The following is a 25,312-nucleotide window of genomic DNA, read 5'->3' on the forward strand; positions in this document are numbered from 1 at the left end:
CCGCCCCGCGCATCCGTCGCCGGTCTGCACCCGCGCCGCTCAGGCCGCGACGCGCTCCTGCACCGGGATGGGGCCGGTGATCGGCCGCTCGGCGCCGTCGCCCAGGTAGCGCTCGGTGCCGGCGAGCGTGAGGAAGGCCGGATAGGTCTCCTCGAGCGCGATCTCGCGGAACAGCGCGATGGCCTCGCGGTAGCGGTTGCCCGGGTTCCGGTCGAAGCCCGCGGCCAGCTCGTCGACGATGGCCTCGCAGCGCTCGCGCGTGATCGTGCGGCCGTCGGCGGTGGCCGACTCGTTGTGGATCCACTGCCAGACCTGCGAGCGCGAGATCTCGGCGGTCGCGGCGTCCTCCATGAGCGAGTGGATCGCGACGGCGCCGTGGCCGCGCAGCCACGCCTCCATGTAGCGGATGCCGATCTCGATGTTCGAGCGGAGCCCCGCCTCGGTGATGTCGCCCTCGGTGGTCGAGAGGTCGATGAGCGCCGCGCCGTCGACCGGCACGTCCTCGCGGGTGCGCTCGAGCTGGTTGGGGCGGTCGCCGAGCACCGCGTCGAACGCGCTCCGGCAGGTCTCGACGAGGCCGGGGTGCGCGACCCACGAGCCGTCGAAGCCGTCGCCCGCCTCGCGCGCCTTGTCGCTCGCGACCGCCGCGAGCGCGCGCTCGGTCGCCTCTGGGTCCTTCGCGCTCGGCACGAAGGCCGCCATGCCGCCGATCGCGTGCGCGCCGCGGCGGTGGCATGCGCGCACCAGCTGCTCGGTGTAGGCGCGCATGAACGGCGCCGTCATCGTGAGCCGTGCGCGGTCGGGGAGCACGAACTCCGGCCCGCGGAGCCGGAACGCCTTGATCATCGAGAACAGGTAGTCCCAGCGGCCGGCGTTGAGGCCCGCCGAGTGCTCGCGCAGCTCGAAGAGGATCTCCTCCATCTCGAACGCCGCCGTGATCGTCTCGATGAGCACGGTGGCCCGGATCGTGCCCTGCGGCAGCACGAGCAGCTGCTGCGCCATGACGAACACGTCGTTCCAGAGCCGCGCCTCGTGGTGGCTCTCGAGCTTCGGCAGGTAGAAGTACGGGCCCCGGCCGGCGGCGATGAGGTCGTCGGCGTTGTGGAGGACGTGGAGCCCGAAGTCGACGAGCGATCCCGACATGGGCCTGCCGTCGACGAGGATGCGGTGCTCGTCGAGGTGCCAGCCCCGCGGCCGCACGACGATCGTCGGCGTCTCGGGGGCCGTCACCTTGTACTCCTTGCCCTCGGGGCTCGTGAAGGCGATGCTGCCGCGGATCGCGTCCTGCAGGTTCACCTGGCTCGCGATGACGTTGCGCCACAGGGGGCTCGAGGCGTCCTCGCAGTCGGCGAGCCACACCTTCGCGCCCGAGTTGAGCGCGTTGATGGTCATCTTGCGCTCGATGGGGCCGGTGATCTCGACGCGGCGGTCCTCGAGGCCGGGAGCGGGCGGGGCGACCCGCCAGCTCGCGTCCTCGCGTATGCGCCGCGTCGACTCGAGGAAGCGGGGGCTGTCGCCGTCGGCGAACGCGGCGCGGCGCCGGCGGCGGTCCTGCAGCAGCTGCTGGCGCGTGCACTCGAACGCGTCGTGCAGCTGCAGCAGGAAGCCGAGCGCCTCGTCGGTGAGCACCCGGTCCTGACCGGGGGCGTGGGCGGTGATGCGGATGCGCGTGATGTCCATGGTCTGGCTCCTGACGTGGGTGCGGATCAGTGGAACTGCTCGGACTCGGTCGAGCCGGCGAGCGCGAGCGTGCCGGAGCTCGGGTTGAGAGCGGTGGCGACGAGGTCGAACCACCCGGTGCCGACCTCGCGCTGGTGCTTCGTAGCGGTGTAGCCGTCTGCCTCCGCAGCGAACTCGCGCTCCTGCAGGTCGACGTAGGCCGTCATGTGCCGCTCGGCGTAGCCCTTCGCCAGGTCGAACATGGAGTGGTTGAGGGCGTGGAAGCCCGCGAGGGTGATGAACTGGAAGCGGAACCCCATGGCGCCGAGCTCGCGCTGGAACGCGGCGATCTGGTCGTCGTCGAGGTGCTTGCGCCAGTTGAACGACGGCGAGCAGTTGTAGGCGAGCAGCTGGTCGGGGAACTCGGCCTTGATGCCCTCCGCGAAGCGGCGGGCGACCTCGAGGTCGGGCTTGCCCGTCTCCATCCAGAGCAGGTCGGCGTACTCGGCGTAGGCGCGGCCGCGGGCGATGCACGGCTCGATGCCGTTCCGCACCTCGTAGAAGCCCTCGCTCGTGCGCTCGCCGGTGAGGAACGGGCGGTCGCGCTCGTCGACGTCGCTCGTCAGGAGCGTCGCCGCCTCGGCGTCGGTGCGGGCGATGATGACGGTCGGCACGTCCTCGACGTCGGCCGCGAGGCGCGCGGCGTTGAGCGTGCGCACGTGCTGCTGGGTGGGGATGAGCACCTTGCCGCCGAGGTGCCCGCACTTCTTCTCGCTCGCGAGCTGGTCCTCCCAGTGCACGCCCGCGGCGCCGGCGGTGATCATCGAGCGCATGAGCTCGAAGGCGTTGAGCGGTCCGCCGAAGCCGGCCTCCGCGTCGGCGACGATCGGCACGAGCCAGTCGTCGACGGCCCGGCGGCCCTCGCTGCGCTCGATCTGGTCGGCGCGCTGCAGCGCGTTGTTGATGCGGCGCACCACCGCGGGCACAGAGTTGGCGGGGTAGAGCGACTGGTCGGGGTAGGTCTGGCCCGACAGGTTGGCGTCGGCCGCGACCTGCCAGCCCGAGAGGTAGATGGCCTCGAGGCCCGCGCGCACCTGCTGCACCGCCTGGTTGCCGGTGAGGGCGCCGAGCGCGCGCACCGGCTGCTCGTCGGCGTGCAGCCGGTCGAAGAGGCGCTCCGCGCCGCGGCGGGCGAGCGTGTGCTCCTCGACGACGGAGCCCCGGAGGCGGATGACGTCGGCGGCGCTGTAGTCGCGGGCGATGCCGCTCCAGCGGGCGTCCGCCGCCCACTCGAGCTCGAGCTCGGCCGCCTCGGTGGCCATCGTCGTGTCGTGCTGCTCGGTCATGGTGTCCTCCTGCTGTCGCGCCGGGGCTCCTGCGCCCTCGGCGTCCGGTCGTGCCACCACTGTGCGTGCAGAACTGCACTGCGAGCGGCGATTTGCACGGTGAAGATCATCACTTCTGCCAGATCCCGCAGAACTGGCGTATGGTGCTCGCATGACCGAGCGAGGCACCGCATCCGCCACCTGGGACCGACCCGCGCGCTCGGCGCCCGCGCCGACGCAGGTCGACGCGCTGCAGCTCGGCAAGGCGCTGCGGCACGCGCGCAAGCAGGCCGGGCTCACGCTCGACGCCGTGCACGACGCCATCGGCCTCGCGCCGTCGCAGCTGTCGGGCTTCGAGACGGGCAAGCGCGAGGCGCGCTTCTCGCAGCTGCAGCAGCTTGCGGCCCTCTACGGCGTCAGCCTCGAGCAGCTCACGGGCACCGAACCGCCGTCGCGGCGCGCCGAGCTCGAGCTGCGGCTCGAGCGCGCCATGCAGTCGTCGACCTGGCAGCAGAAGCGGCTGCCGACGATGCGCATCGGCCCGCGCACGCCCGACGACGTGCTCGAGACGATGCTCGCGCTCGTCGACGAGCTCGACCGGGTCGCCGAGGAGCGGGTCGCGACGCCCGAGGAGGCGCGGCGCGCCAACACGCAGCTGCGGGCCGAGATGCGCGCGCGCGACAACCACTTCCCCGAGATCGAGGCTGCGGCGGCGCGCATGCTGGAGAAGGTCGGCTACCAGTCGGGGCCGCTCTCGCAGCACCTCATCGCGGCGATCGTCGAGCGGCTCGGCTTCACCGTGCACCACGTCGGCGACCTGCCGCACTCGACGCGCTCGGTGACCGACCTCAAGCGCCGGCGCATCTACCTCTCGCGCTCCTCCCGCATCGGCCACGACCCGCGGTCGGTGCTGCTGCAGGCGCTCGGGCACCACGTGCTCGGGCACTCGGTGCCCGCCGACTACGGCGCCTTCCTGCGGCAGCGCATCGAGACGAACTACTTCGCGGCGGCCCTGCTCATGCCCGAGCGCACCGCCGTCGAGTTCCTGCGCGCCGCGAAGGAGGAGCGGCAGCTCGCGGTCGAGGACCTGCGCGACGCCTTCGCCGTCTCGTACGAGACCGCCGCGCACCGGCTGACGAACCTCGCGACCGTGCACCTCGGGATCCCGCTGCACTTCCAGAAGGTGCACGAGTCGGGGATCATCTACAAGGCCTACGAGAACGACGGCGTGACCTTCCCCTCCGATCACACCGGCGCCATCGAGGGGCAGCCGGTCTGCAAGCGCTGGACGAGCCGCGAGGTGTTCGACGTCGCCGACAAGGTCAACGCCTTCGAGCAGTACACCGAGACGCCGGCGGGCACCTTCTGGTGCACGGCGATGACCGAGCGCAGCCCGTCGGGGGAGTTCTCGCTCTCGATCGGCGTGCCGTTCGCGCAGGCGAAGTGGTTCCGGGGGAGGGGCACGAAGGAGCGGTCGATCTCGGGCTGCCCCGACCCCTCGTGCTGCCGCACGCCGCCTGCCGATCTCGCCGAGGCCTGGGCCGGGCAGGCGTGGCCGAGCGCGCGGGCGCACTCGCACCTGCTCGCCGCGCTGCCGCCGGGCGCCTTCCCGGGCGTCGACGAGACCGAGGTCTACAGCTTCCTCGCGTCGCGGGCGTAGCCCCCGGCGTCAGGAGTGCTGGGCGAGGGCGGGCGACGCATCCGCCGTGCCCTCGAGCAGGCTGAGCGCGCGCCGCAGGGCCGTGCTCGACGTGTGCGCCGTGTAAGGGAAGTAGACGACCTCGACGCCCACCGCGCCGAGCTCGCGCTCGAGCCGCAGGCCCCGCTCGGTGCCCCGCCAGTCGTCGCCCTTGAAGTAGTGCGTGAACCCGACCTCGCGCCACGTGTCGAGCTTGTCGGGCACCGTCTCGACGTGCACGCGGTCCACGAAGCGGATGGAGCGCACGATCTCGACGCGCTCGAGCGTGGGGATCACGGGCTCGACGCCCTTGACCTGCAGCAGCATCTCGTCGCTCACGACGCCGGCGATGAGCACGTCGCAGTGCTCGCGCGCGTGCCGCAGCACGTTGAGGTGGCCGACGTGGAACAGGTCGAAGGCGCCTGCGGCGTAGCCGATGCGCTGGCTCATCCGCTCCTCCGATCCCCGTTTGCAAACAGTGTTACATCAGCGTAGGGCACGCACGGGCGGGACGCGAGCGCCTCACGCGAACCACGCCCCGAGCCGAGGCCGGCCGCGCTCGAGCGCGCGCTCGAGGGACGTGCCCGACAGCCCGCGCTCGGCGAAGCCCGCCAGCAGCCGAGCGGTGAGCGCGCCTCGGTCGAACGCCGGGATGTCGCCGTCGTCGACGCCGTCCTCCGCGCCGGCCCGGCCGTCGTGCCCGAGCAGGATGAGACCCGGTCGGGCGTTGCGCATGGCGCTCGCGACCCGCCCGTCGCTCGTGGTGTCGGCGCTGTCGAGGCTCGTGCCGCCCCAGAGCACGGGCATCACGCCCGCCCGCCGGATGGCGTGGTAGGCGCGCGGCGACTGCCGGCCGTACGGCGGTCGCATCCATCGCACGGGCGCGCCGGCGACGTCCTCGAGCTGGGCCTTGCCGTCGAGCGTCCGGCGCGTGATCTCCTCGGGGGTGAGCCCGCTGAGCGGCCGGTGGTCGATGCCGTGCAGCGCCACCTCGTGGCCCTCCGCGATCACCGCCCGCGCGAGCCACGGCAGGCGCCGCGCCCTCGCGCTCAGCATGAAGAAGGTCGCGTGCGCGCCGCGCTCGGCCAGGGCGTCGAGCACCCGCTCGGTCTGCGGCGGCTCCGGGCCGTCGTCGTAGGTCAGCACCACCACCGGCTGGTCGGTGTCGACGCCGACCACCGAGCCCATCGCCCGCACGTGGCGGCGCAGCACCCCGTGCACGGCAGCTCCCACGCTCATCGCTCCGCCTCCCGCCTGCGGTACTCCTCGAACCGGTGGCCCATCGCCGCCGTCAGCACGCCCCACCCGCGGCGCACCTGGCTCTCGCCGCGCTGCTGCCGCACCGGGTCGCGCGTGCACACGCCCCAGGCGTGCCTGGCGGCGCCGAGCACGATGCGCGCGGGACCGCCGGCGAGGCCCCCGAGGCGCGCGCGCACGCGCAGCGCGGGCGTGGGGGCGAGTCGCTCCCGCGTGTGCTGCAGCGTGTTCCCGTGCGCGAACGCGCGCCGCCGCACCCAGTCGCGCGTCGTGCGCTCCGGGACGACCGGGTCGAGGGTCACCGACTCCTGGCACCAGACGATCCGGCCGCCGGCGCGCACGAGCAAGCGGGTGAAGATGGTGTCCTCGCCGCCGGTGAGGCCGAGCGACTCGTCGAACCGCAGGCCCGCGCGCCGCACCGAGCGGAGGTCGAGGAGCAGGTTGCCGGTGGCGGCGGCGGGCAGCAGGGTGCCGGTCTCGCGGGAGGCGCGGTGGAAGAACTCGCTCGAGGCGACCCACGGCTCGACGCCCTCGGGCAGCTGCGCGACCACCCGGCCCATCACCGCATCCGCCTCCGACTCGCGCCAGACGTCGACGAGGGCCGTGAGCCAGCCCGGCTGGGGGATCTCGTCGTCGTCGATGAACGCGAGCAGCCGCGAGCCGGCGCTCTCGTCGAGCGCCCGGTTGCGGGCGGCGGGGATGCCCGGGCGCGGCTCGTGCGCGTAGGCGATGCGGATGCCGTGGGATGCCTCGGCGTCGCGCCGCACCGCGTCGACGACGGGCCGGGCCGAGCCCGCCGGGTCGTTGTCGACCACGAGGATGCGCGGCTCCACGGCCTCGAGCGCCTCCCGCACCCGCAGGCTCACCGCCTGCAGGTTGGCGCGCAGCTGCTCGGGTCGCCGGAAGGTCAGGATGGCGACGGTCAGCACGGGCCGGCCCAGGGGCGCGGCGTGCCGGGCGCGGGGCGCCGCCGCCTCGGCCTGCTCGAGGCGCCCGCGGACGCGCTGCACCGTCATCGGAGCCCCGCCGCGGTGCGGAAGGCCTCGACGTGCGCTTCGGCGCTCGACGACCAGGTGCGGGCCGCCAGCCGGGGCGGCTCCTCGGGCGGATGCGCGGCGAGCTCGGCGAGCGCGGCATCGATCGCGGCACCGGTCAGCGTGCCCTCGAAGCGGTGCACCCACCCCGGTCCTACCTCGTCGGCCAGCGCGCGGTTGACGGCGTTGTCGGGCACGAGCACCGGGCGGTCGAGCGAGAGGCCCGCGAGCGCCGCGCTGGAGTTGTGCATGTGCAGGTACGGCAGCACGACGAGGGATGCGCCGGTGATGGCGCGCACGAAGTCGGCGTCGTCGAGGAAGCGCAGCGAGAGCTCGATGCGGTCGTCGCCTGCGGCGAGCTCCTCGAGCGTGCGCGCGAGGTCGTCGGAGGTCGGCCTGCCGGCGATCGCCAGCGTCGCGCCGGGCGTGCGGCACTCGCGGAAGGCGCGGAGCAGCTGCTCGGTGCCCTTGTACCGGCGGATCAGCCCGACCGACACGAGCCGGCCCGGCGTCGCCGGCAGCGTCTCGTGCTCGCCGAACCAGTCCCGGAAGTGCGCGTGGGGGATGGTGTGGACGGGCACGCGCAGCGGCACCGCGGTCGTCTCGTTGAGCCGGATGACCCCGGTCGTGCGCTGGTCGACGGCGTCGAGCAGCGCGTGGTCCCAGCGCGACAGCTCCTGGGGGCGCTCGGTGTTGTGCCACGTGCGCACGATGGGCGTGCGCGTGAGCGTCAGGCGCGCGAGCAGCAGGGTCGTGAGGCTCCTGCGCGCGAGGCGGCCGGGGGTGCGATGGCCGCCGAACAGCACCTCGGGCCAGTGGACGTGGAAGACGTCGTAGCGGCCGAGGAGCGCGCGCGGGTAGCTGAAGGTCTCGACGGCCGCATCGGGGCGGCCGTCGAGCTCGGCGAGCAGCTGCGCGAGGTAGGGGTTGGTGGTGGGACGGATGGCCTTGACCGACTCGAGGACGCGGACCGGCCGGTGCCGGGCGGGGCTCGCGGCGCCGCGGTACCAGCCGTCGACGAGGGGCGCGAGCCGCTCCCGCGACCAGCGCTCGTGCGGGACGCCGGTGGCGTCGCCCGCGAGCGCGAGCTGCTCGACGACGCTCGCGACGACGTCGCCCTCGAGGCTCGCGACGAAGCCGTTGGGCTGGGCGAGCAGCGGTGGGCCGCCGAGCGGCAGGCAGACGACGGGCGTGCCCATCGAGCTCGCCTCCGCGACCGCCCAGCCCGCCTGGTCGTGCATCGAGGGGAAGAGCAGCGCGTCCGCGCGCGCCATCGCCTCGAGTGCCTCGCGGCGCGGCACGTGGCCGGCGAACCGCACCCGGTCGCCGAGGCCGAGGCGCTCCGCCTCCGCCTCGAGCGCGCGGCGCAGCGGCCCCTCGCCGTAGAGGGTGAGGCGCCAGTGCGAGGCCGCGGGCCTGGCGAGCGCGGCGAGCGCGATCGAGACGCCCTTGAGCGGGATGAGGCGTCCGACGGCGACGGCCTCGCGCATCCGCCCCTCCGGCTCGCGGCGTGCGCGTGCCGGCAGCGCCGTGAGGTCGAGCGCCGCGTTGGGCTCGACCACCACCCGCCGCGCGCGGCGGAACCGCCGCGCGACGTCGCCGTTCTGCGCGACCACGAGCGCCGCGCGTCGGGCGGTGCCGTCGCCGAAGACCGCCCGGGGCAGCGTGGTGGCGACGGTGCGGACGACCTCGGTGGCGACCCCTCTGGCGCCGAGCCAGCGGCGGAGCCGCCAGACCGGGATGCGGGTCGCGCCGCCGACCGGGCCCCACACGAGCGGCACGTCGCGCAGCGCGGTGAGCCCGCACGGCAGCCAGTCGTTCGCGAAGGTCACGTGGTGCGCGACGTCGAACCGGTGGCGGGCGTGGAGGCGCACCGCGGTGCGCGCGAGCTTCGCCTGCCAGAGCGCGTAGTACCAGTAGAGGTCGCGGGGGCGGCGCTTGCGCGCCATGACGCGCTCGGGCAGGTCGATCGCGACGACGTGCAGGTGGCGCGCGAGCTCCCGGTCGGCGGCGAGCGCCTCGGCGATGGCCGGCGCGAAGCGGCGGCGCGTGATGACCCAGACGTCGTGGGTCGCCGCGGCCGCGGTCGCGAACGCCCAGCCGGCGCTCGCCTCGGGCTCGTCGGACGGCCCGCAGGCGTACGCGCCGACGAGGATGCGGAGGCGGGTCATCTCCGGCCGCCGACCCTCGGCTGTGGGCATCTCGTGCTCCGCTCTCGTGACCTGCGCGGCTTGCGAGTCCGACTCGCGGGAGTATCGTAACATCGTTACATCAATTCGGGCAGACGCCCGGCGTCGAGGGTGGAGGGCGAGCCATGACTGGAGCGACGCTCGGCATCCGCGCCGCGCACGCGCGCCTGTCCTCGGCGCAGAAGGGGCACGCCAGGGGAGCGCCCGCCTACTCGGTGTACGTCAACCGCCGGATCGGCCGTGCGCTGGCCGCCGCGGCCCACGCCGCCGGCCTGACGCCGAACCAGGTCACCGCCATCAGCGCGGTGCACACCTTCGCCGCCATCGCGCTGCTCGCCGTCGCGCCCGTCGAGTCCTGGACCGGCATCGTCGCGGCGGTCCTGCTCGCCCTCGGATATGCGTGGGACTCCGCCGACGGCCAGGTGGCGCGCCTGCGCGGCGGCGGCTCGCTCGCGGGGGAGTGGCTCGACCACTTCGTGGACGCGCTCAAGATCGCCTCGCTGCACCTGGCGCTGCTCGTCGGGCTCTACCGAGGCGCGCCCGGGCTCCCGGAGCCGGTGCTGCTGCTGCCGATCGCGTTCTCGGTGGTCGCGACCGTCACCTTCTTCGGCATGATCCTCAACGACCTGCTGCGCGGTGCGAGGGGTGTGCCGTCGACCCACGCGCGCGGCGGAGGCTCGCTCGGGCGCTCGATGCTGCTGCTGCCGACCGACTTCGGCGTCGTGTGCTGGCTGATGGTGCTGTGGGGATGGCCCGCCCTCTTCCTCCCCGCGTACGCGCTGCTGCTCCTGCTGCAGACGGCCTTCCTGGCGCTGGCGGCGGTCAAGTGGTTCCGTGAGATGCGCCATGTCGGCTGAGCCTCGGCGTCCGCTCGCGATCGTCGTCGTCAGCTACGCGTCGTCCGAGCTGCTCTCCGAGCACCTGGTCGCCTCGGCCCGGAGCGTCGCGCCCGAGCTGGTGGTGGTCGTCGACAACCTCTCGTCCTCCGATGAGCGGGAGCGGGTCCTGGCGCTCGCGCAGCGGCACGGCTGGCAGGTCGTGACGCCGGAGCGCAACCTGGGCTTCGGCGGCGGCGTCAACTGCGGCGTCGCCAGGGCCCGCGCGCTCGGAGCCCGCGACCTGCTCGTGCTGAACCCGGATGCGCAGATCGAGTCGGCCGCGGTCGCTGCGCTCCGCGCGGCCGCCGACGCGGACGGGCTCGCGGTGCTCGCGCCCGTGATCCGCGATCCGCAGGGCGGCACGTGGTCGGCCGGATCCGATCTCTATATCGCCGATGGTGCAACCCGGGGCCGCGCGCGCCGCGCCGCGCACGCCGACGCCGAGCGCTGGGAGTGGCTGAGCGGCGCGTGCCTGTGGATCCCGGAGGAGGCGTGGGAGCTCGTCGGCGGGTTCGACGAGGACTACTTCCTCTACTGGGAGGACGTGGACCTGTCGCGGCGCCTCGTGGAGCGCGGCGGCCGGCTCCGCGTCGTCGAGGACGCCGTCGCGGTGCACGACGAGGGCGGCACTCACCGCGAGCGTGGTCAGCTCGGGCGCGGCAAGTCGAGCGTCTACACGTACTACAACATCCGCAACCGCATGCTGTTCGCGGTCAAGCACCTGGATGCGCAGGGCGTGCGGCGATGGCGGCGCGGCGTGCTGGGCGCGGCATGGGAGGTGCTCGGCAGAAGCGGGCGCCGACAGCTGCTGCGGTCGCCGGCGCCGGTGCGCGCCGCGTTGCGAGGCGTGGTTGATGCTCGGCGAATCGTGCGCGAATCGGCTGGCGTGCGCTGAACCCGCCGCACGTACAGTGTGCCCATGACGAGCGAGCAGCGGAGTGCGTCGACGCCTCGCGCCCGAGCCGCGCTCGTGCTGGGCGGGGTGACGGTCGTCGGGCTCGTGCTCTGGGGCGTCCTCAGCGCGAGCGGGGCGGGCGACGCCGAGCAGCCGGGCACGGCGAGCGGCTCGCCGTCGTCGACGCCCGGCACCTCGACGTCGCTGCCGTCGACTGCGCCCACGTCGACACCGACGCCGTCGGGCTCCGCGGCACCGAGCGCGCTCCCGTCGGCGCCCGCGACCTCCGCGGGTGCGACGGCGCCCCCGGGGTCGCCTCCCGGATCCCTGCCGACCGAGACGCTCGCGCCGGTGCCGCTGGATGCGGTCGTCGAGCCTACCGCCGACGTCGAGCTGGAGCTGGCGTCGCTCGAGTCGGTCGACGGCGAGGCCAACATCGCCGGCGAGATCGCCGGACCGGCGATCCGAGTCACCGTCGAGGCGACGAACACGGGCGACGATCCGTTCCCGACGCCCGTCGTGGTGGTCAACCTCTACATCGGCGAGGACCGGCTGCCGGCGAACGAGATCCGGGAGCCCGGCGGCCGAGCGTTCCCCGCGTCGATACCGGCAGGCGGCTCGAGCTCGGGCGTCTACCTCTTCACGGTGCCGCACGACCAGCGCGGCCTCATCGGCATCGAGGTGGTGCTGCAGGCCGGTGAGCCCGTGGTGCTCTTCGAGGGCGCCGCGCGCTGAGCCGCGCGCGAGACCTCAGGATTCCCGCAGTCTCAGCGCGGAAGCCCTCGGCGGTCCGTGGCCGGGCGTACGATAACGCCGTTACTGGACGGTGTCATGGGATGCGGTCCGCTGGCACTGAGGACAGGAACGTCACATGCGCACCTCGACACCGATCCGCACGCTGATCCGCACGCACGTCGCCGCCGTCGGAGCGATCGCGGTCGGCGCCGCGATCCTGGTCAGCGCACCGAGCGCGGCCGTGGCGGCCGATCCGGTCATCGAGCCTGCAGCGCTCGAGGCGTCGGCACTGCCCCACGAGGCGAGCATGTCCGCCGACGCGCTGCCGACGGTGCAGATCGACCAAGGCGTGGTGTGGGACGTGCACGTCGCGGGCAACATCGCCTACGCCGGAGGACAGTTCTCGAACGCCCGCCCGGCCGGCGCGGCCCCCGGCACCAATCTCATCCCCCGCAGCAACTTCCTCGCGTTCGACGTGCAGACCGGTCAGGTCACGTCCTTCGCGCCCTCCTTCAACGGACGGGTCAACGACATCGCGGTCTCCCCCGACGGCAGGCGGCTCTACGTCGTGGGCGCGTTCACCGCGGTCAACGGCCAGACGCGCAATCGCATCGCCGTCTTCGACCTGCCCGGCCACACGCTCAGCACCACGGTGGTGCCGAACATCAACGGCACCACGCAGTCCGTGGCGGCGACCAACTCGACCGTCTACGTGGGCGGCTACTTCAGCGCCGTCAACGGCAGTGCCCGGGCGCGCATCGGCGCGGTCAACGCCTCCAACGGCGCGGTGCTGCCGTTCCGCCCCATCGTCGACAACGGCATGGTGCAGGCGCTCGCGGTCGGACCCGACGCGACGAAGGTGATGCTGTCGGGCAACTTCACCTCGGTCGCCGGCGGGCAGAGCGAGCCCGGGTACGGGCTGTCCATGGTCGACGCCTCCACCGGCGCGCAGCTGCCGCTGCCCGTGAACTCGATCGTGCGCAACGCGGGCGACAACTCGGGCGTCACGAAGCTGAGCACCGACGGCGTCAACTTCTACGGCGTCGGCTGGCACTACGGCCGCGGCGGCAACATGGAGGGCGCGTTCCAGGCGCGCTGGTCGGACGGCGAGATGGTCTGGATCGAGGACTGCCACGGCGACACCTACGACGCGGCTGCGGTCGCCGGCCAGGTGTACATGGCCAGCCACAAGCACTACTGCGGCAACAGCGGCGGATTCCCGCAGTCCGATCCGTGGACCTTCTACCACTCGACCGCGGTCACCACCGAGGTCCACGGCGCCAACACGCCCGACATCTACGGCTACCCCGACCACCCTGGCCGCCCACGCCCGGAGATCCTCAACTGGTACCCGCAGACGGACATCGGCACGTTCACCGGCAAGAACCAGGCGGTCTGGGCCCTCGACGGCAACGACCAGTACCTGGTCTACGGCGGCGAGTTCCCCCGGGTGAACGGCGCTACGCAGCAGGGGCTCGTGCGCTACACCCTGCGCCAGAATGCGCCGGACGACCAGGGGCCGCGCCTCTCGCAGGATCAGGAGCGGCTCGCCATCGCGGCCGGCATCACTCCGAACGCCTGGTGGACGCCGTCTGTCAGCGCCGTCATCCCCGGCTCCCTCCGGGTCTCGTTCCCGACGATCTTCGATCGCGACGACCAGGCGCTGACCTACCGCGTGTACCTCGACTCGGAGACGACCGCCGGCCTCGTGGGCGAGCAGACCATGTCGAACAAGTTCTGGGACGTCCAGACTGTGCGCACACTGATCTCCGGCCTCGAGCCGGGGTCGACGCATCAGGTGCGCGTCGTGGCGCGCGATCCGGGTGGGAATGTCTTCCGCTCGGAGTGGGCGACCGCGACGGTGTCGAGCGGAGCCATCTCCGCCTACCTCGAGAGCGTTGCGCAGGACGACGTCGTCAGCATGTGGCGCCTCGGCGAGGCGAGCGGCTCCTCCGTCGACCTCTTCGGCGGCTCCGACATGCAGCTGAGCGGCCGCATGACGTACGGCGAACCGGGTGCGCTGGCCTCCGACGCCGATGCCGCGATCCGCTTCAACACGGCGACCACGAACTCGCAGAACGATGGCAGCGGCGGGTCGACGACGCGCATCGCGGGCCCTCAGCGCTTCTCCATCGAGACATGGTTCCGCACCAGCACGACGAGCGGAGGAAAGCTCGTCGGATTCGGCAACGCGCGGACCGGCTCGTCCACCTCCTACGACCGGCACCTCTACATGAACAACGCCGGTCAGCTGCTCTTCGGCGTGTACCCCGGGTCCGTGCAGGTCATCACCACACCGGGCACCTACCGGGACGGCGAGTGGCACCACGCGGTGGCGACCCTCGGCAGCGAGGGCATGCGGCTGTACGTCGATGGGCAGCTGCGCGCGCAGCGGAACGACGTCACATCCGCGCAGGCGTACCAGGGCTACTGGCGCATCGCCAACGACAACCTGAACTCGTGGACCAGCGCGCCGGGATCGAGGCAGTTCGAAGGCCTGCTCGACGAGGTCGCGATCTACGACCGGCCGCTCTCCGCGGACCGCGTCCAGGCGCACTACGAGGCGGGCACGACGGGCGTCGCCCCCAACACGCCCCCGAGCGCCGCGATCGGCACGCCCTCGGTCGACGGGCTGCAGGTGGGCTTCAGCGGCTCCGCCACCGACGCCGACGGCACGGTGGTGTCCTACGCCTGGAGCTTCGGCGACGGCTCGACGGGCACCGGGGCGTCGGTGACGAAGACCTACTCGACGGCCGGCACGTACGACGTCACCCTGACGGTGACGGACGACGACGGCGCCACCGGCACCGCCACCACCCAGGTGACGGTGGAGCCGGTGCCGAACGCGGCGCCGAGCGCGTCGTTCACCATCCAGTCGCAGGGCCTGGAGGTCTCGGTGGACGGCTCGTCCTCGTCCGACCCGGACGGCTCGGTGGCATCGTACGAGTGGGACTTCGGCGCCGGCTTCGCCGCAGGCGCCGCGACCGCCTCGCATGAGTTCGGCTCGGCGGGGACCTATCCCGTGCGGCTGCGCGTCACCGATGACGACGGCGCGACGGACGTCGACGAGCAGAGCGTGACGGTCATCGAGCCGGGTGCGGGTGTGCTGGCGCAGGATGGGTTCGACCGGACGGTGTCGAACGGCTGGGGCACTGCGGATGTCGGCGGGCCGTGGTCCCTGCGGGGGACGGCGAGCCGGTTCTCGGTGGCGGATGGCGAGGGTCGGATGACGATCCCGGCGTCGACGTCGCAGACGGTGTATGCGGATCTGAACGGGGTGTCGAGCGCGAGCACGCGGATCGATGCGGTGTTCAGCGTGGATTCGCTGGTTGAGGCGCAGTACGTCTCGCTGGTGGGTCGCCGGGTGGGCTCGACGAACTACATCGCGAGACTGCGGCTGCAGGCCGATGGCGGTGTGCGGCTGTACCTGCTGCAGGACGGGGCGACGGCGATCGCGCCGATGCTGCAGGTGCCGATCACGATCGTGCCGGGGGAGCAGTACGCGTTCAGCATGGAGGTGACGGGCACGTCGCCGACGACGGTGCGGGCGAAGCTGTGGGAGGTCGGTCAGGCGGAGCCGGGCTGGATGCGCGAGGGCACGAACTCGCTCGCAGCGCTGCAGACGGCGGGTGCGGTGTCGGTGTTCACCTACGTGCCGAACAACCCAGGCGGCGGCGCAGTCGCCTTCGACAGCATCACCGTCTCCGACCCCGCCGGAGGCGCACCGGCGCCGAACGTCGCGCCCACGGCGTCCTTCACGAGCTCGAGCTCGGGCCTGGTCGTGTCGGTGGACGCCTCCGGCTCCTCCGACCCCGACGGCTCCATCGAGTCGTACGCGTGGGACTTCGGCAGCGGGTTCGTCGAGGGCGGCGCCACCGCGACGCACGAGTTCTCCGCCGTCGGCAGCTATCCCGTGCGGCTGCGCGTGACGGACGACGACGGCGCGACTGCGACCGCGGAACGGTCCATCACGGTCGCCGAGCCGGGTGCGGGTGTGCTGGCGCAGGATGGGTTCGACCGGACGGTGTCGAACGGCTGGGGCACTGCGGATGTCGGCGGGCCGTGGTCCCTGCGGGGGACGGCGAGCCGGTTCTCGGTGGCGGATGGCGAGGGTCGGATGACGATCCCGGCGTCGACGTCGCAGACGGTGTATGCGGATCTGAACGGGGTGTCGAGCGCGAGCACGCGGATCGATGCGGTGTTCAGCGTGGATTCGCTGGTTGAGGCGCAGTACGTCTCGCTGGTGGGTCGCCGGGTGGGCTCGACGAACTACATCGCGAGACTGCGGCTGCAGGCCGATGGCGGTGTGCGGCTGTACCTGCTGCAGGACGGGGCGACGGCGATCGCGCCGATGCTGCAGGTGCCGATCACGATCGTGCCGGGGGAGCAGTACGCGTTCAGCATGGAGGTGACGGGCACGTCGCCGACGACGGTGCGGGCGAAGCTGTGGGAGGTCGGTCAGGCGGAGCCGGGCTGGATGCGCGAGGGCACGAACTCGCTCGCAGCGCTGCAGACGGCGGGTGCGGTGTCGGTGTTCACCTACGTGCCGAACAACCCAGGCGGCGGCGCAGTCGCCTTCGACAGCATCACCGTCTCCGACCCCGCCCTCGGGGGATGAGCCGGCCGTCACGAGGCCGATCCGATGGCAGCGCACAGCGAGCACGCGGCGACGACCGGAGCCTTGTCGACGGCTGATGCGGTCGAGGCAGTCGCAGGTCGCGCACTGCAGCTGTACGACGAGGTGCGCACGGCGCACCTCGAGCGGCTCGCCGGCGACCGCCGGGTCACGATCCTGTTCCGCGCGCGGCGCTACGACTTCGACCGCGCGCTCGCCGCCGCGCTCGACGTGCAGCGGGCCGGCGCGCTCGGGACCCTGCGGTGGACGCTGTCGCACCCGGTGGCGGTCATCGAGGTGAGTGAGCCGCTCATGGCCGCCGCGTCGCTGCGCACGCTCAGCGCCGTGCTGGGGAACCGCATCCGCTCGCTCGTGCGCGGGGAGCGTCCGGCTCGCGTCGTGACGTACGCGATCGAGGCCATGCCGCTCGCGGAGGCAGTCGCCAACCTGCCGCGCAGGGCACGACTGCGGCATGCGCTGCTCGCGCCGCTGCAGCCGATCGTATGGCGCGTGCTCGACCGCATCGCGTTCGGCACAGCCCTCTCGGAGCAGGTGTACCGCTCGGCGTTCCCCGCGCGATGGCCGGAGCACCGCGTGATTCCCGCGCTGCCCGTGTCGAGGCTCGTCGCGCCGGCGTCGGTGCCGCGCCCGCCGCACCTGGTGTTCCTCGGCGACATGGCGGAGCGCAAGGGCTTCCCCGCAGTGCTCGACGTCTGGCCTGCGGTCCGAGCCGCGCTGCCCGAGGCGCGGCTGACCATCCTCGGGCGCGGATCCGGGGCGGCAGCCGCCATGGCGCTGGCGGCGGCCGACGACCGCGTCGTCGTGCGGCTCGACCCGCCCCGCGCCAGCATCTTCGAGACGCTCGAGCGCAGCAAGGTCCTGGTGCTGCCCTCTCGGCGCACGCCGCTCTGGCGAGAGCAGGTCGGGCTGCCGATCGTCGAGGCCCTCGCCTCCGGGTGCATCGTGGTGACGACGAGCGAGACCGGGCTCGCGAGCTGGCTGCAGCAGCACGGGCACGAGATCGTGCCGGCAGACGCGCATGAGGCGCTGGCGGCGGCGCTCGTGCGTGCCCTCACGAGCGCTCGGACACCGGAGGGCGTGGTCACGGACCTCCCGGCGGCGGACGGGAGACGAGCTGCGCAGGACTGGATGTACGAGGGCCTGCGATGATCGGCGCGACTCGCGCGCGGCCGGCGCGGCGCACGCGGGGCCGGTGGCACCAGGTCGGCTCGGCGGCAGCCGCGAAGGTGGTCGTCATGGCGCTCACCGGCATCGTCGGCCTCGTCACCAGCCGCATCATCCTCGACGGATTCGGCGTCGAGGCGTACGCGCAGTACGGACTGCTGGCGAGCCTCCCGGCGCTGCTGCCCTTCGCGGACCTCGGCATCGCCGCCGTGCTGATCAACGCGGCAGCCGAGTCGGAGGATCCGCGCCGGGACGCGCTGCTGCGGCGCACCATCACGAGCGCGCTGCGCATCCTGCTCGTCGCGGGCGGCATCATCGCGGCCGCCTCCTTGCTGCTGGGCGCGTTCGACGCGTGGCCCGCGATCCTCGGCCCCGGGCTCATGTCCGGCGGCGGCTGGGTGGCGGCCGCGTGCATGGCGATCTTCGGCCTGACGCTGCCGCTGACGATCGGCGCTCGCCTGCTGGTCGGGCTCGGGCGCAACACGACGCAGATCTTCACGCAGGCGCTGACCGCCCCGCTCATCCTGGTGCTCATCGGCGGGTGCGCGCTGCTCGGCGTCCCCGCCGGCCAGCAGCTGGCGGTCTTCGCCTACATGGCGAGCGCCGCGGTCGCCTCCACGAGCCTCGTGGTCGCGGCGCGCATCGTCTCGCCGCAGCTCGGCGCCGCCGCACGCGAGGTGCCGCATCTCCGCCAGGCCCCGAGCGTGCCGGTCATGCACCTCGCGCTCCCGATGCTCGTGCAGATGCTCGCGCTGCCGGCGACGATGCACACCGCGCGCATCCTCATCAGCCACCTCGACGGCGCCGAGGAGCTCGCGGACTACAACCTCGCATCCCAGCTCTTCGGCATCGCCCTGCAGACCATCGCAGCCGCGGGGCTCGCCCTGTGGCCGATCTTCGCGCGCGCCCGCGCCGCGGATCGCGTGGACTCGCCGCGCAGCGTCGCGCTCTGGTTCCTCGGCGGAGGGCTGGTGCTCGGCGGCGGTGTCGCCGTGCTCGCGCCGTGGCTCGTCGAGCTCGTGTCTGCTGGGAAGCTGACGCTCGACCCGCTGCTGCTGGCGGCGTTCGTGCTGTTCGTCGCCGCGCAGGCGGCGAAGTATCCGCTGGGCATGTACATGACGGATGCGCGCGGTCTGCGGTTCCAGGTGGTGCCCACGCTGATGATGATCCCGATCGGGCTCGGGATGTCGCTCTGGCTCATCCCCGTGCTCGGCGCTGCGGGCAGCGTGATCGCGGTGACCGCGGCGGTCGTCGTCTGCCAGGTGCTGCCGAACGTCTCCTACGTGGCGCGCGACCTCCGAGACCGCCGCGCCGCCCAGGCGGCGCAGTGATGGCCCACGCCCTGGAGACGAGGACGCGCGTCGACGCGACCGACTCCCGACGGCGCGCGACCACCGAGCTCGCGGTCGCCGGGCTGGTGGTCTTCGCCATCGCGATCCGCTACAGGTTCTCGCCCGACGTGCCCATCAGCTTCCTCATCTCGATCGCGATCCTGCCGATGACGGCCGGACTCCTGCTGCGGCACCGCGGAGCCGCCGTGCTCGCGGCGCTCGCCCTGCTCGCCGCCCTCAGCGGGGCGATCATCACCGAAGCGCGCTCCGGGACCGTGGCCGTGAGCGACGCGCTCCGGACCGTCCAGACCGTGCGCGTGCTGGCGCTGCCGCTCGTGCTCGCCAGCCTGCTCTGGGCGCGGTCGGTGCTCGGGCTGCAGCGGCTGGTGCTCGTCTTCGGGCTGGGCAGCCTCGCGTCGCTCGCGGTGACGGGGGTGAACCTCGACAACGTCTGGAAGTTCTCGTTCTCGGTGCCGGTGACGCTGATCGTCCTCAGCCTGCCATGGGTGTGGGCGAGTACGGGCCGGCAGCTCCTGAGCCTGGGCGCGCTGGCCGCCGTCTCCGCCCTCGCCGACTCGCGATCGCTCGCGGCGATGCTCGTCATCGCGGCCGCCATCGTCCTGCTCGAGCGGCGCGGACGGGGCGGAGTGCTCCGGGCGCGGAGCGCGTGGGGCGCGATCGCGCGGCTCGGCGTCATCGCCATCGCGGGCTACTTCGCCGTGCAGGCCGCGATCCTCGAGGGGGTGCTGGGCGATGCGGCGCGCGCTCGCACCGAGCTGCAGATCGACCGATCCGGCACCGCGATCGTGGGAGGGCGCCCCGAGATGGGCGCCGCCGCGTCGCTCATCGCCGAACGGCCGCTCGGCTACGGCTCGGGAGCCCTCGTGACCTACGACGAGCGTCGCCTGGGCGCGGAGGGCATGTGGGCGCTCGGCTACGACCCGGACAACGGCTACGTGCACAACTACATGTTCGGCAACGGGCTCGAGGTGCATTCCGTGCTCGGCGACCTCTGGCTGATCTACGGCCTCGCCGGCGCGGCACTGGCGCTGTGCGTGCTGCTCGCGGTCGTGGCCTCGGCTGGCCACGGGATCGCGAGCGGCGCGATCTCGGCGGTCGCGCTGTTCCTGGCGATCAGGAGCGTGTGGGACGTGGCCTTCAGCCCGTTCGCAAGCGCGATGGTCACGCTCCCGCTCGCCCTCGCGGTGCTGCTGCCTGCGCTGCCGCGCGCAGTGCCTCGGAGACCGTCGCACGGTAGGCGGCAGGCGCATGGCGTCGCTGGGCCTGGGCCGCGCTCGCCGCGACGCCGCTGACGACCTCGTCCCAGCGCTCGACGACCCGCGCGAGCGCGTCCGCGAGGGCCGTGGCGTCGCCCGGCGGCACGAGCGTCGCGGTCGGGTAGCCGCCGGCGGCCTCGCGCAGCCCGCTCGTGTCGCTCGCGACCACCGGCCGGAGCGCCAGGATCCCCTCGACCGCGGTGTTGCCGAACGGCTCGTCGATGGTGCTCGGCACGACGAGCACGTCGCAGGCGTCGACGAACGCCCAGACGTCATCGTGGAACCCGTGGAACGCGACGGCGTCGCCGAGCCCCGCCTCGCGCACGGAGGCGCGCAGCTCGTCCTCGAACCACTCGTAGCCGGCGAAGGGCGAGCCGAGCAGTCCCACGTGCGCGGCGACGCCGCGCTCGCGCAGGAGCCGTGCGGCGGCGACGAGCACCTGCGGCCCCTTGCGCGGCGAGAGCCGGCCGAGGTAGAGCACGCGCAGCGGGCCGTCGAGGCGGGCGCGCGGGGGAGCGGGGTCGGCCGGGGCGGCGACGCCGTTCGCGACGACGACGGCCCTGCGGGCGAGCGCGGGCAGGCTCGCGGCGATCGTCCGCAGGCTGAACGCGCTGTTCGCGAGCACGCCGCGCGACAGCAGGTGCGGCGCGTAGAGCAGCGCGTTCACCAGCCGCGAGCCCGACGCCTCCGCCTCGTGCACGTGGCTGATCGAGGGCACGCCCCGCAGGCGGGCGACCACGGGCCAGAGGGGGATCGTGATGGTGTTGACGTACACGGCGTCCGGCCGAGCGCGAGCGACGATCCGCCATGCCGCCGCGGTGCCGCGGAGGGTCGAGCGCACGAGCGCCGGCCATCCGCTCGGCCGCAGCAGCGCCTTCCGCAGCACGAGCGAGGGCGCGATCACGATCGTCGCCCCCGCCCCGCGGAGCGCATCGACGAGCGGGCCGTGCTCGGGGAGCGCGACCACGCACCGCCAGCCCTGCTCGCGGGCGGCGACGACGCTCTCGAGCAGCATCCGGTCGGAGCCGAACAGCTCGGCCCCCGGATGCGCGAACAGGCAGGTGGGCATGCTCACGACGTGCTGTCGTACGGGCTCCGCGAGAGCGTGACGGCGTTCAGGACCACGCCGAGCACCGTCGCCGGTGTCGCGTCGAGCGCCGCGATCGCGCGCAGCAGGGTCGCGCGCTTGGTGCGGTCGGCGCGCGCGACGAGGATGGAGGCGTCCGCGGCGGGCGCGAGCCAGAGCGCGTCGCTCACCGCGAGCACGGGCGGCGCGTCGATGATCACGTACTCGTAGGCGGCGCGCGCCTGCTCGATGACGCCGCGCAGCCTGCCGCTCGTGAACAGCTGCCCGGGGTTCGGCGGCTTCGGACCGCTCGGCAGCACCGAGAGCCGGGCGTGGCCCCACTGCTGCGCGGCCTCGGCGAGCGTCGCGTCGCCGACGAGCACGGTCGTCAGTCCCACCGCGCCCTCGACGCCGGTCGTCTCGGCGAGCGTCGGCCGCCGCAGGTCGGCCTCGACCAGCAGCACCCGGTGCCCGACATCCGCGAGCGTGAGCGCGAGGCCGACGCTCAGCGACGACTTGCCCTCGCCGGCGGCGGCGCTCGAGACGAGCAGCACCCGCCGCGACTGATCCATGTCGACGAACTTCAAGGCGGCGGTCGTGTGCCGGAGCGTCTCGGCGACGCGCCCTCCGGGATGGTCGCGCAGCGACGCGGCGACGCCGCCCGCGCCGGCGCGGCCGACGGTGCCGAGCACCGGCGTCTCGCCCAGCACCTCCTGGAGCTCCTCGACCGTGCCCATCCGGCTGCCGAACAGGCGCAGCCCGAGCGCGGCGAGCACGCCGAGCACGAGGCCCGCGCCGCCGCCGAGCACGGTGTTGAGCCGCGTGTTGGGCGCGATCGCGGCGAGCGGCGTGCGCGCGGGGGCGATCACCGACACGCGCACGGCGGGCTCGCCGTCCGCGCCCTCCGGCGAGGTCGCGGCGACGGCGTCCGCGAACTCGACGGCGATCGCGTCGGCGACGTCCCTCGCGCGCTCGCCCGACGCATCCGACACCCCGATCTCGATCACGACGGTGTTGAGCGGCGCGTCGACGTCGGTGCGGGCGGCGAGCCGCGCGGCGGTCTCGTCGAGCCCCATCTGCTCGATGACGGGCTCGAGCACCACGGGGGAGCGCGCGAGCACGGTGTACGTCTCCACGAGGCTCTGCACGTAGTTCGAGCCCTGCACGAGCTCGGTCGTCGAGTCGCCGCGCGCCGGGATGATCATGACGGTCGTCTCGGCACGGAAGCGCTCAGGCATGAGCTGCGAGACGCCCCACCCGGCCCCGGCTCCGAGCGCCGCGAGCAGCACGATCACCAGCCAGTGCTTCCGCAGCGCTGCGGCGTACTCGTGGAGCGTCAACGCGACCCCCTCTCAGAGCCTCACCTCGCATTCTGCACCGTCCTCCTGGCTGTCCGGCCCAAGCCGTGCATCGACGCGCCCGTCGCGAGCTCCTCGGCGAGCCGCTCGTACTCGTCGGCGACGTCCTCCCAGCGGAAGACGCGGGCCGCGCGCTCGCGGGCGCGGAGGCCCCGCGCGATGACGAGCGGCTCGTCGGCCTCCGCCCGCGCGAGCGCCGTGGCCAGCTGCTCGGCGTCGCGGAAGGTCCACGCGTCGTCGGCGAGCACCTCGCGGTTGAAGTCGACGTCGAAGGCGATCGTGGCGGTGCCGGCGCCCATGGCGCGCAGCAGCGACGGGTTCGTGCCGCCGACCGAGTGCCCGTGCACGTAGGTGTAGGCGTGGGCGTAGAGCGCGTCGAGCAGCTCCTGGTCCCAGACGCCGCCGAGGAGCCGGATGCGGTCGTCACCGGCGGCCGCGTCGCGCACCGCGCGCGTGTAGTCGGCGCTGTAGGGCGCCGATCCCACCACCGCGAGCGGCAGCCGCGCGCTGCTTCGCCGGTAGCCCTCGACGATCTCGAGCACGTGGTTCTCGGGCTCGAAGCGCGCGACGGCGAGGTGGAAGCGCTCGGCATCGAGCCCCAGTGCCCGCAGCGGCGCCGTCGAGCAGCGGTGCAGCACGGGCGCGCCGTAGCGGATGAGCTCGGTCGGCACCCGGAACTCGCGGAGGTAGTAGTCGGCGATGCCCGGCGCGTCGGCGATGAGCGCGTCGGCGGTGCGCACCGAGCGGGCCTCGGCCCAGCGGTAGTAGGCGCGGCCCGCGCCGCCCCACTTCGCGCGCCGCCACTCGAGCCCGTCGACGTGCACCGCGACGGGGATGCCGCGGGCGCGCAGGAGCGAGACGTACGGCGCGTTCGCGGCGTTGAAGACGAACGCGGCGTCGGGCGGCGGGCCGGCGATCGCGTGCAGCGTCGCGATCCCGGTGCGGCTGAGGGTCTCGAGCTGCTTCACCGGCAGCGACGGCACGTGCACGAGGCGCATGCCGAGGTGCTCGTCGAGGCGCGGATGCGCGCGGTCGCCGTAGACGGTCACCTCGTGCCCGCGCGCGGCCAGCCGCGAGCCGATCTCCTCGACGGCCGTCTCGAAGCCGCCGTAGGCGGCGGGGACGCCCCGGGTGCCGAGCATCGCGATGCGCATCGGGGGCCGCCTCAGTACGCGCCGGCCGGGCGCACCATCACCCGGGCGGTCTTGACCATGATCATGAGGTCCTGCATGACCGACCAGTTCTCGACGTAGCGCAGGTCGAGCCGCACGCTCTCGTCCCACGAGAGGTCGCTGCGCCCGCTGATCTGCCAGAGGCCGGTGATGCCGGGCTTGAGGTACAGCCGGCGCATGACGGTGCCGTCGTAGGCGGTGACCTCGCCGGGCAGCGGCGGCCGCGGCCCGACGACGCTCATGTCGCCCTTCAGCGCGTTCCAGAACTGCGGCAGCTCGTCGAGGGAGTACTTGCGCAGCACGGCGCCCACACGCGTGACTCGGGGGTCGCTGCGCAGCTTGAACAGCGGCCCGGCGCCCTCGTTCTGCGCCCGGAGGGCCTCGAGCTGCTGCTCGGCGTCGATGTGCATGGTGCGGAACTTCAGCATGCCGAACGTGCGGCCGTCGCGGCCCACCCGCTGCTGGCGGAACAGCACCGGGCCGGGGGAGTCGAGCCGGATGGCGATCGCGATCGGCACCGCGAGCACTGCGATCGCGAGCAGCGCGCAGGTCGCCACGACGATGTCGAGCGCGCGCTTCAGCACGTGGCGGCCGCCGTCGAACGTGGGGATGCGCACCTGGATGAGCGGCAGGCCGTCGACGGGCCGGAACGAGATCCGGGGGCCGGCGACGTCGGTGAGCCTGCTGAAGAGCACGAGTTCGGCGCACGTTCCCTCCAGCTGCCTGCTGACGCGCGTCAGGTACTCGGGATCGGCGTCCGGCTTCGCCGCGAGGATGACGGTGTCGGCGCCCATCCGCTCCGCGCTCTCGGCGAGCGAGGCCTTCGAGGTGAGCACCGGCACCGGCCGGCCGTCGAGCTCGAGCGGGTCGCCGGGGTCGCCCGTGACCGCGGCGCCCACCACCCGGTACGCGAGGTCGCGGGTGCCGCCGAGCCGCTCGAGCACGTACTGGACCTCGTCGCGGTCGCCGATGATGATGGTGCGCGACGCCCACTCGCCCTCGCGGCGCCGGGCGAGCAGCCAGCGCCGCCACTGCCAGCGGCTGATGAGCAGGCCGACGAGGCCGATCGGCAGCGCGAGCAGCAGCTGCAGCCGCAGCTCCGGCCACTCGACGACGAGCGCAGCGGCCGCGAGCACGGCGAACGCGATGCCGGTCGCGTGGGCGACGCGGCGGTACTCGGTCGCGCCGCCGCCGAGGATCGCGGAGTCGCGGGAGTGGAAGGCCGCGAGTGCGACGAGCCACGCGACCATGGTCGCGAGGGGCGCCGCGAGGGCCGGCTCCACGGGCCAGGCGGCGACCTCGATGGCGGCGGTGTCGAGGCCGCCGAGCGCGACGAGCAGGCTCGCGGCGAGCACGATCGCGGTGTCGGCGATCACGAGGCGGGTGCGGCTGCGCCGCTCCCACCGCAGCCGGCGGGTCAGGGTGCTGGTCGCCCGGGGCGACTGCGCCCCGGGGAGCGTGATCCCGACCGCTCGCGCGCGGGCTCCGAGCGGAGCGGCCGCTCCCTGCACCTGCACCACCTGCACCACCCGCTCGATTGCAATAACAGCGTTCTAGAACACAGTATGCGCGGCGTCGAGGGGGCGGCAAGCGACGATCCCCGCATGAGCGGACTCATGCGGGGATCGTCAGGCGGCGCTGAGGCGTTGCTCAGCCGA

At 73.5% G+C, this 25,312-nt stretch carries 17 protein-coding genes; 7 read left to right on the top strand and 10 right to left on the bottom strand.

The window, feature by feature from the left end:
• Positions 1–39: 39 nt before the first annotated feature.
• A complete protein-coding gene (aceB, locus tag FQ330_RS08715) occupies positions 40–1,680 on the bottom strand; it encodes a malate synthase A (protein WP_146356803.1) in 1,641 nt (546 codons plus the stop codon).
• A 26-nt stretch (positions 1,681–1,706) separates the two neighbouring features.
• Positions 1,707–3,005: an isocitrate lyase gene (gene aceA, locus FQ330_RS08720; RefSeq protein ID WP_146356805.1), complete on the bottom strand. Its 1,299-nt coding sequence runs from the start codon at positions 3,003–3,005 to the stop codon at positions 1,707–1,709.
• A gap of 151 nt (positions 3,006–3,156) precedes the next feature.
• Between aceA and FQ330_RS08725 the strand changes: the two genes are divergently transcribed.
• Positions 3,157–4,644 carry a helix-turn-helix domain-containing protein gene (locus FQ330_RS08725; RefSeq protein WP_146356807.1) on the top strand — a complete coding sequence of 496 codons (1,488 nt, stop codon included), beginning with the start codon at positions 3,157–3,159 and terminating at the stop codon, positions 4,642–4,644.
• A gap of 9 nt (positions 4,645–4,653) precedes the next feature.
• Here FQ330_RS08725 and FQ330_RS08730 read toward each other — a convergent pair whose 3' ends face one another.
• The 4 genes from FQ330_RS08730 to FQ330_RS08745 form a co-directional block, all read right to left on the bottom strand.
• Complete coding sequence (locus FQ330_RS08730; protein ID WP_146356809.1) at positions 4,654–5,112, bottom strand: adenylyltransferase/cytidyltransferase family protein; 459 nt, start codon at positions 5,110–5,112, stop codon at positions 4,654–4,656.
• Between the two features lie 72 nt (positions 5,113–5,184).
• On the bottom strand, positions 5,185–5,901 hold the full coding sequence (locus FQ330_RS08735; protein ID WP_146356811.1) for a polysaccharide deacetylase family protein: 717 nt from the start codon (positions 5,899–5,901) through the stop codon (positions 5,185–5,187).
• The gene (locus FQ330_RS08740) at positions 5,898–6,935 is read right to left on the bottom strand and encodes a glycosyltransferase family 2 protein (RefSeq protein WP_146356813.1); all 1,038 of its coding nucleotides are present in this window, start codon (positions 6,933–6,935) and stop codon (positions 5,898–5,900) included. Before FQ330_RS08740 ends, FQ330_RS08735 begins: the two co-directional genes overlap by 4 nt.
• The gene (locus tag FQ330_RS08745) at positions 6,932–9,124 is read right to left on the bottom strand and encodes a glycosyltransferase family 4 protein (RefSeq protein WP_146356815.1); all 2,193 of its coding nucleotides are present in this window, start codon (positions 9,122–9,124) and stop codon (positions 6,932–6,934) included. Before FQ330_RS08745 ends, FQ330_RS08740 begins: the two co-directional genes overlap by 4 nt.
• A gap of 143 nt (positions 9,125–9,267) precedes the next feature.
• Between FQ330_RS08745 and FQ330_RS08750 the strand changes: the two genes are divergently transcribed.
• The 6 genes from FQ330_RS08750 to FQ330_RS08775 all read left to right on the top strand — a co-directional run bounded on the left by FQ330_RS08750 (position 9,268) and on the right by FQ330_RS08775 (position 18,781).
• Entirely contained in the window at positions 9,268–9,999 is a 732-nt protein-coding gene (locus FQ330_RS08750) for a CDP-alcohol phosphatidyltransferase family protein (protein WP_128188481.1), read from the top strand.
• The gene (locus tag FQ330_RS08755; protein WP_146356817.1) at positions 9,989–10,915 is read left to right on the top strand and encodes a glycosyltransferase; all 927 of its coding nucleotides are present in this window, start codon (positions 9,989–9,991) and stop codon (positions 10,913–10,915) included. Before FQ330_RS08750 ends, FQ330_RS08755 begins: the two co-directional genes overlap by 11 nt.
• A gap of 24 nt (positions 10,916–10,939) precedes the next feature.
• Positions 10,940–11,650, top strand: coding sequence for a hypothetical protein (locus tag FQ330_RS08760; RefSeq protein WP_128188483.1), 711 nt, complete (start codon positions 10,940–10,942; stop codon positions 11,648–11,650).
• 136 nt (positions 11,651–11,786) lie between these two features.
• A complete protein-coding gene (locus FQ330_RS08765; protein WP_225792773.1) occupies positions 11,787–16,268 on the top strand; it encodes a PKD domain-containing protein in 4,482 nt (1,493 codons plus the stop codon).
• Positions 16,269–16,292: 24 nt separating this feature from the next.
• Positions 16,293–17,435: a glycosyltransferase family 4 protein gene (locus FQ330_RS08770; protein ID WP_146356819.1), complete on the top strand. Its 1,143-nt coding sequence runs from the start codon at positions 16,293–16,295 to the stop codon at positions 17,433–17,435.
• Entirely contained in the window at positions 17,432–18,781 is a 1,350-nt protein-coding gene (locus tag FQ330_RS08775; protein ID WP_128189659.1) for a lipopolysaccharide biosynthesis protein, read from the top strand. Before FQ330_RS08770 ends, FQ330_RS08775 begins: the two co-directional genes overlap by 4 nt.
• A 1,182-nt stretch (positions 18,782–19,963) precedes the next feature.
• Here FQ330_RS08775 and FQ330_RS08780 read toward each other — a convergent pair.
• Genes FQ330_RS08780 through FQ330_RS08795 form a run of 4 tightly spaced genes read right to left on the bottom strand, consistent with a single transcriptional unit; the run spans position 19,964 to position 25,183 of the window.
• Positions 19,964–21,127, bottom strand: coding sequence for a glycosyltransferase (locus FQ330_RS08780; RefSeq protein ID WP_146356977.1), 1,164 nt, complete (start codon positions 21,125–21,127; stop codon positions 19,964–19,966).
• 2 nt (positions 21,128–21,129) lie between these two features.
• Positions 21,130–22,464, bottom strand: coding sequence for a polysaccharide biosynthesis tyrosine autokinase (locus FQ330_RS08785; protein WP_146356821.1), 1,335 nt, complete (start codon positions 22,462–22,464; stop codon positions 21,130–21,132).
• Positions 22,465–22,484: 20 nt separating this feature from the next.
• Positions 22,485–23,636 (bottom strand): glycosyltransferase, encoded by a 1,152-nt coding sequence (locus FQ330_RS08790; protein WP_225792774.1) that lies wholly within the window; start codon positions 23,634–23,636, stop codon positions 22,485–22,487.
• A gap of 11 nt (positions 23,637–23,647) precedes the next feature.
• Positions 23,648–25,183, bottom strand: a complete 1,536-nt coding sequence (locus tag FQ330_RS08795; RefSeq protein ID WP_225792775.1) for a sugar transferase — start codon at positions 25,181–25,183, stop codon at positions 23,648–23,650.
• Positions 25,184–25,312 lie beyond the last annotated feature (129 nt).

Source organism: Agrococcus sediminis (assembly GCF_007923295.1).
GTDB classification, from domain to species: domain Bacteria; phylum Actinomycetota; class Actinomycetes; order Actinomycetales; family Microbacteriaceae; genus Agrococcus; species Agrococcus sediminis.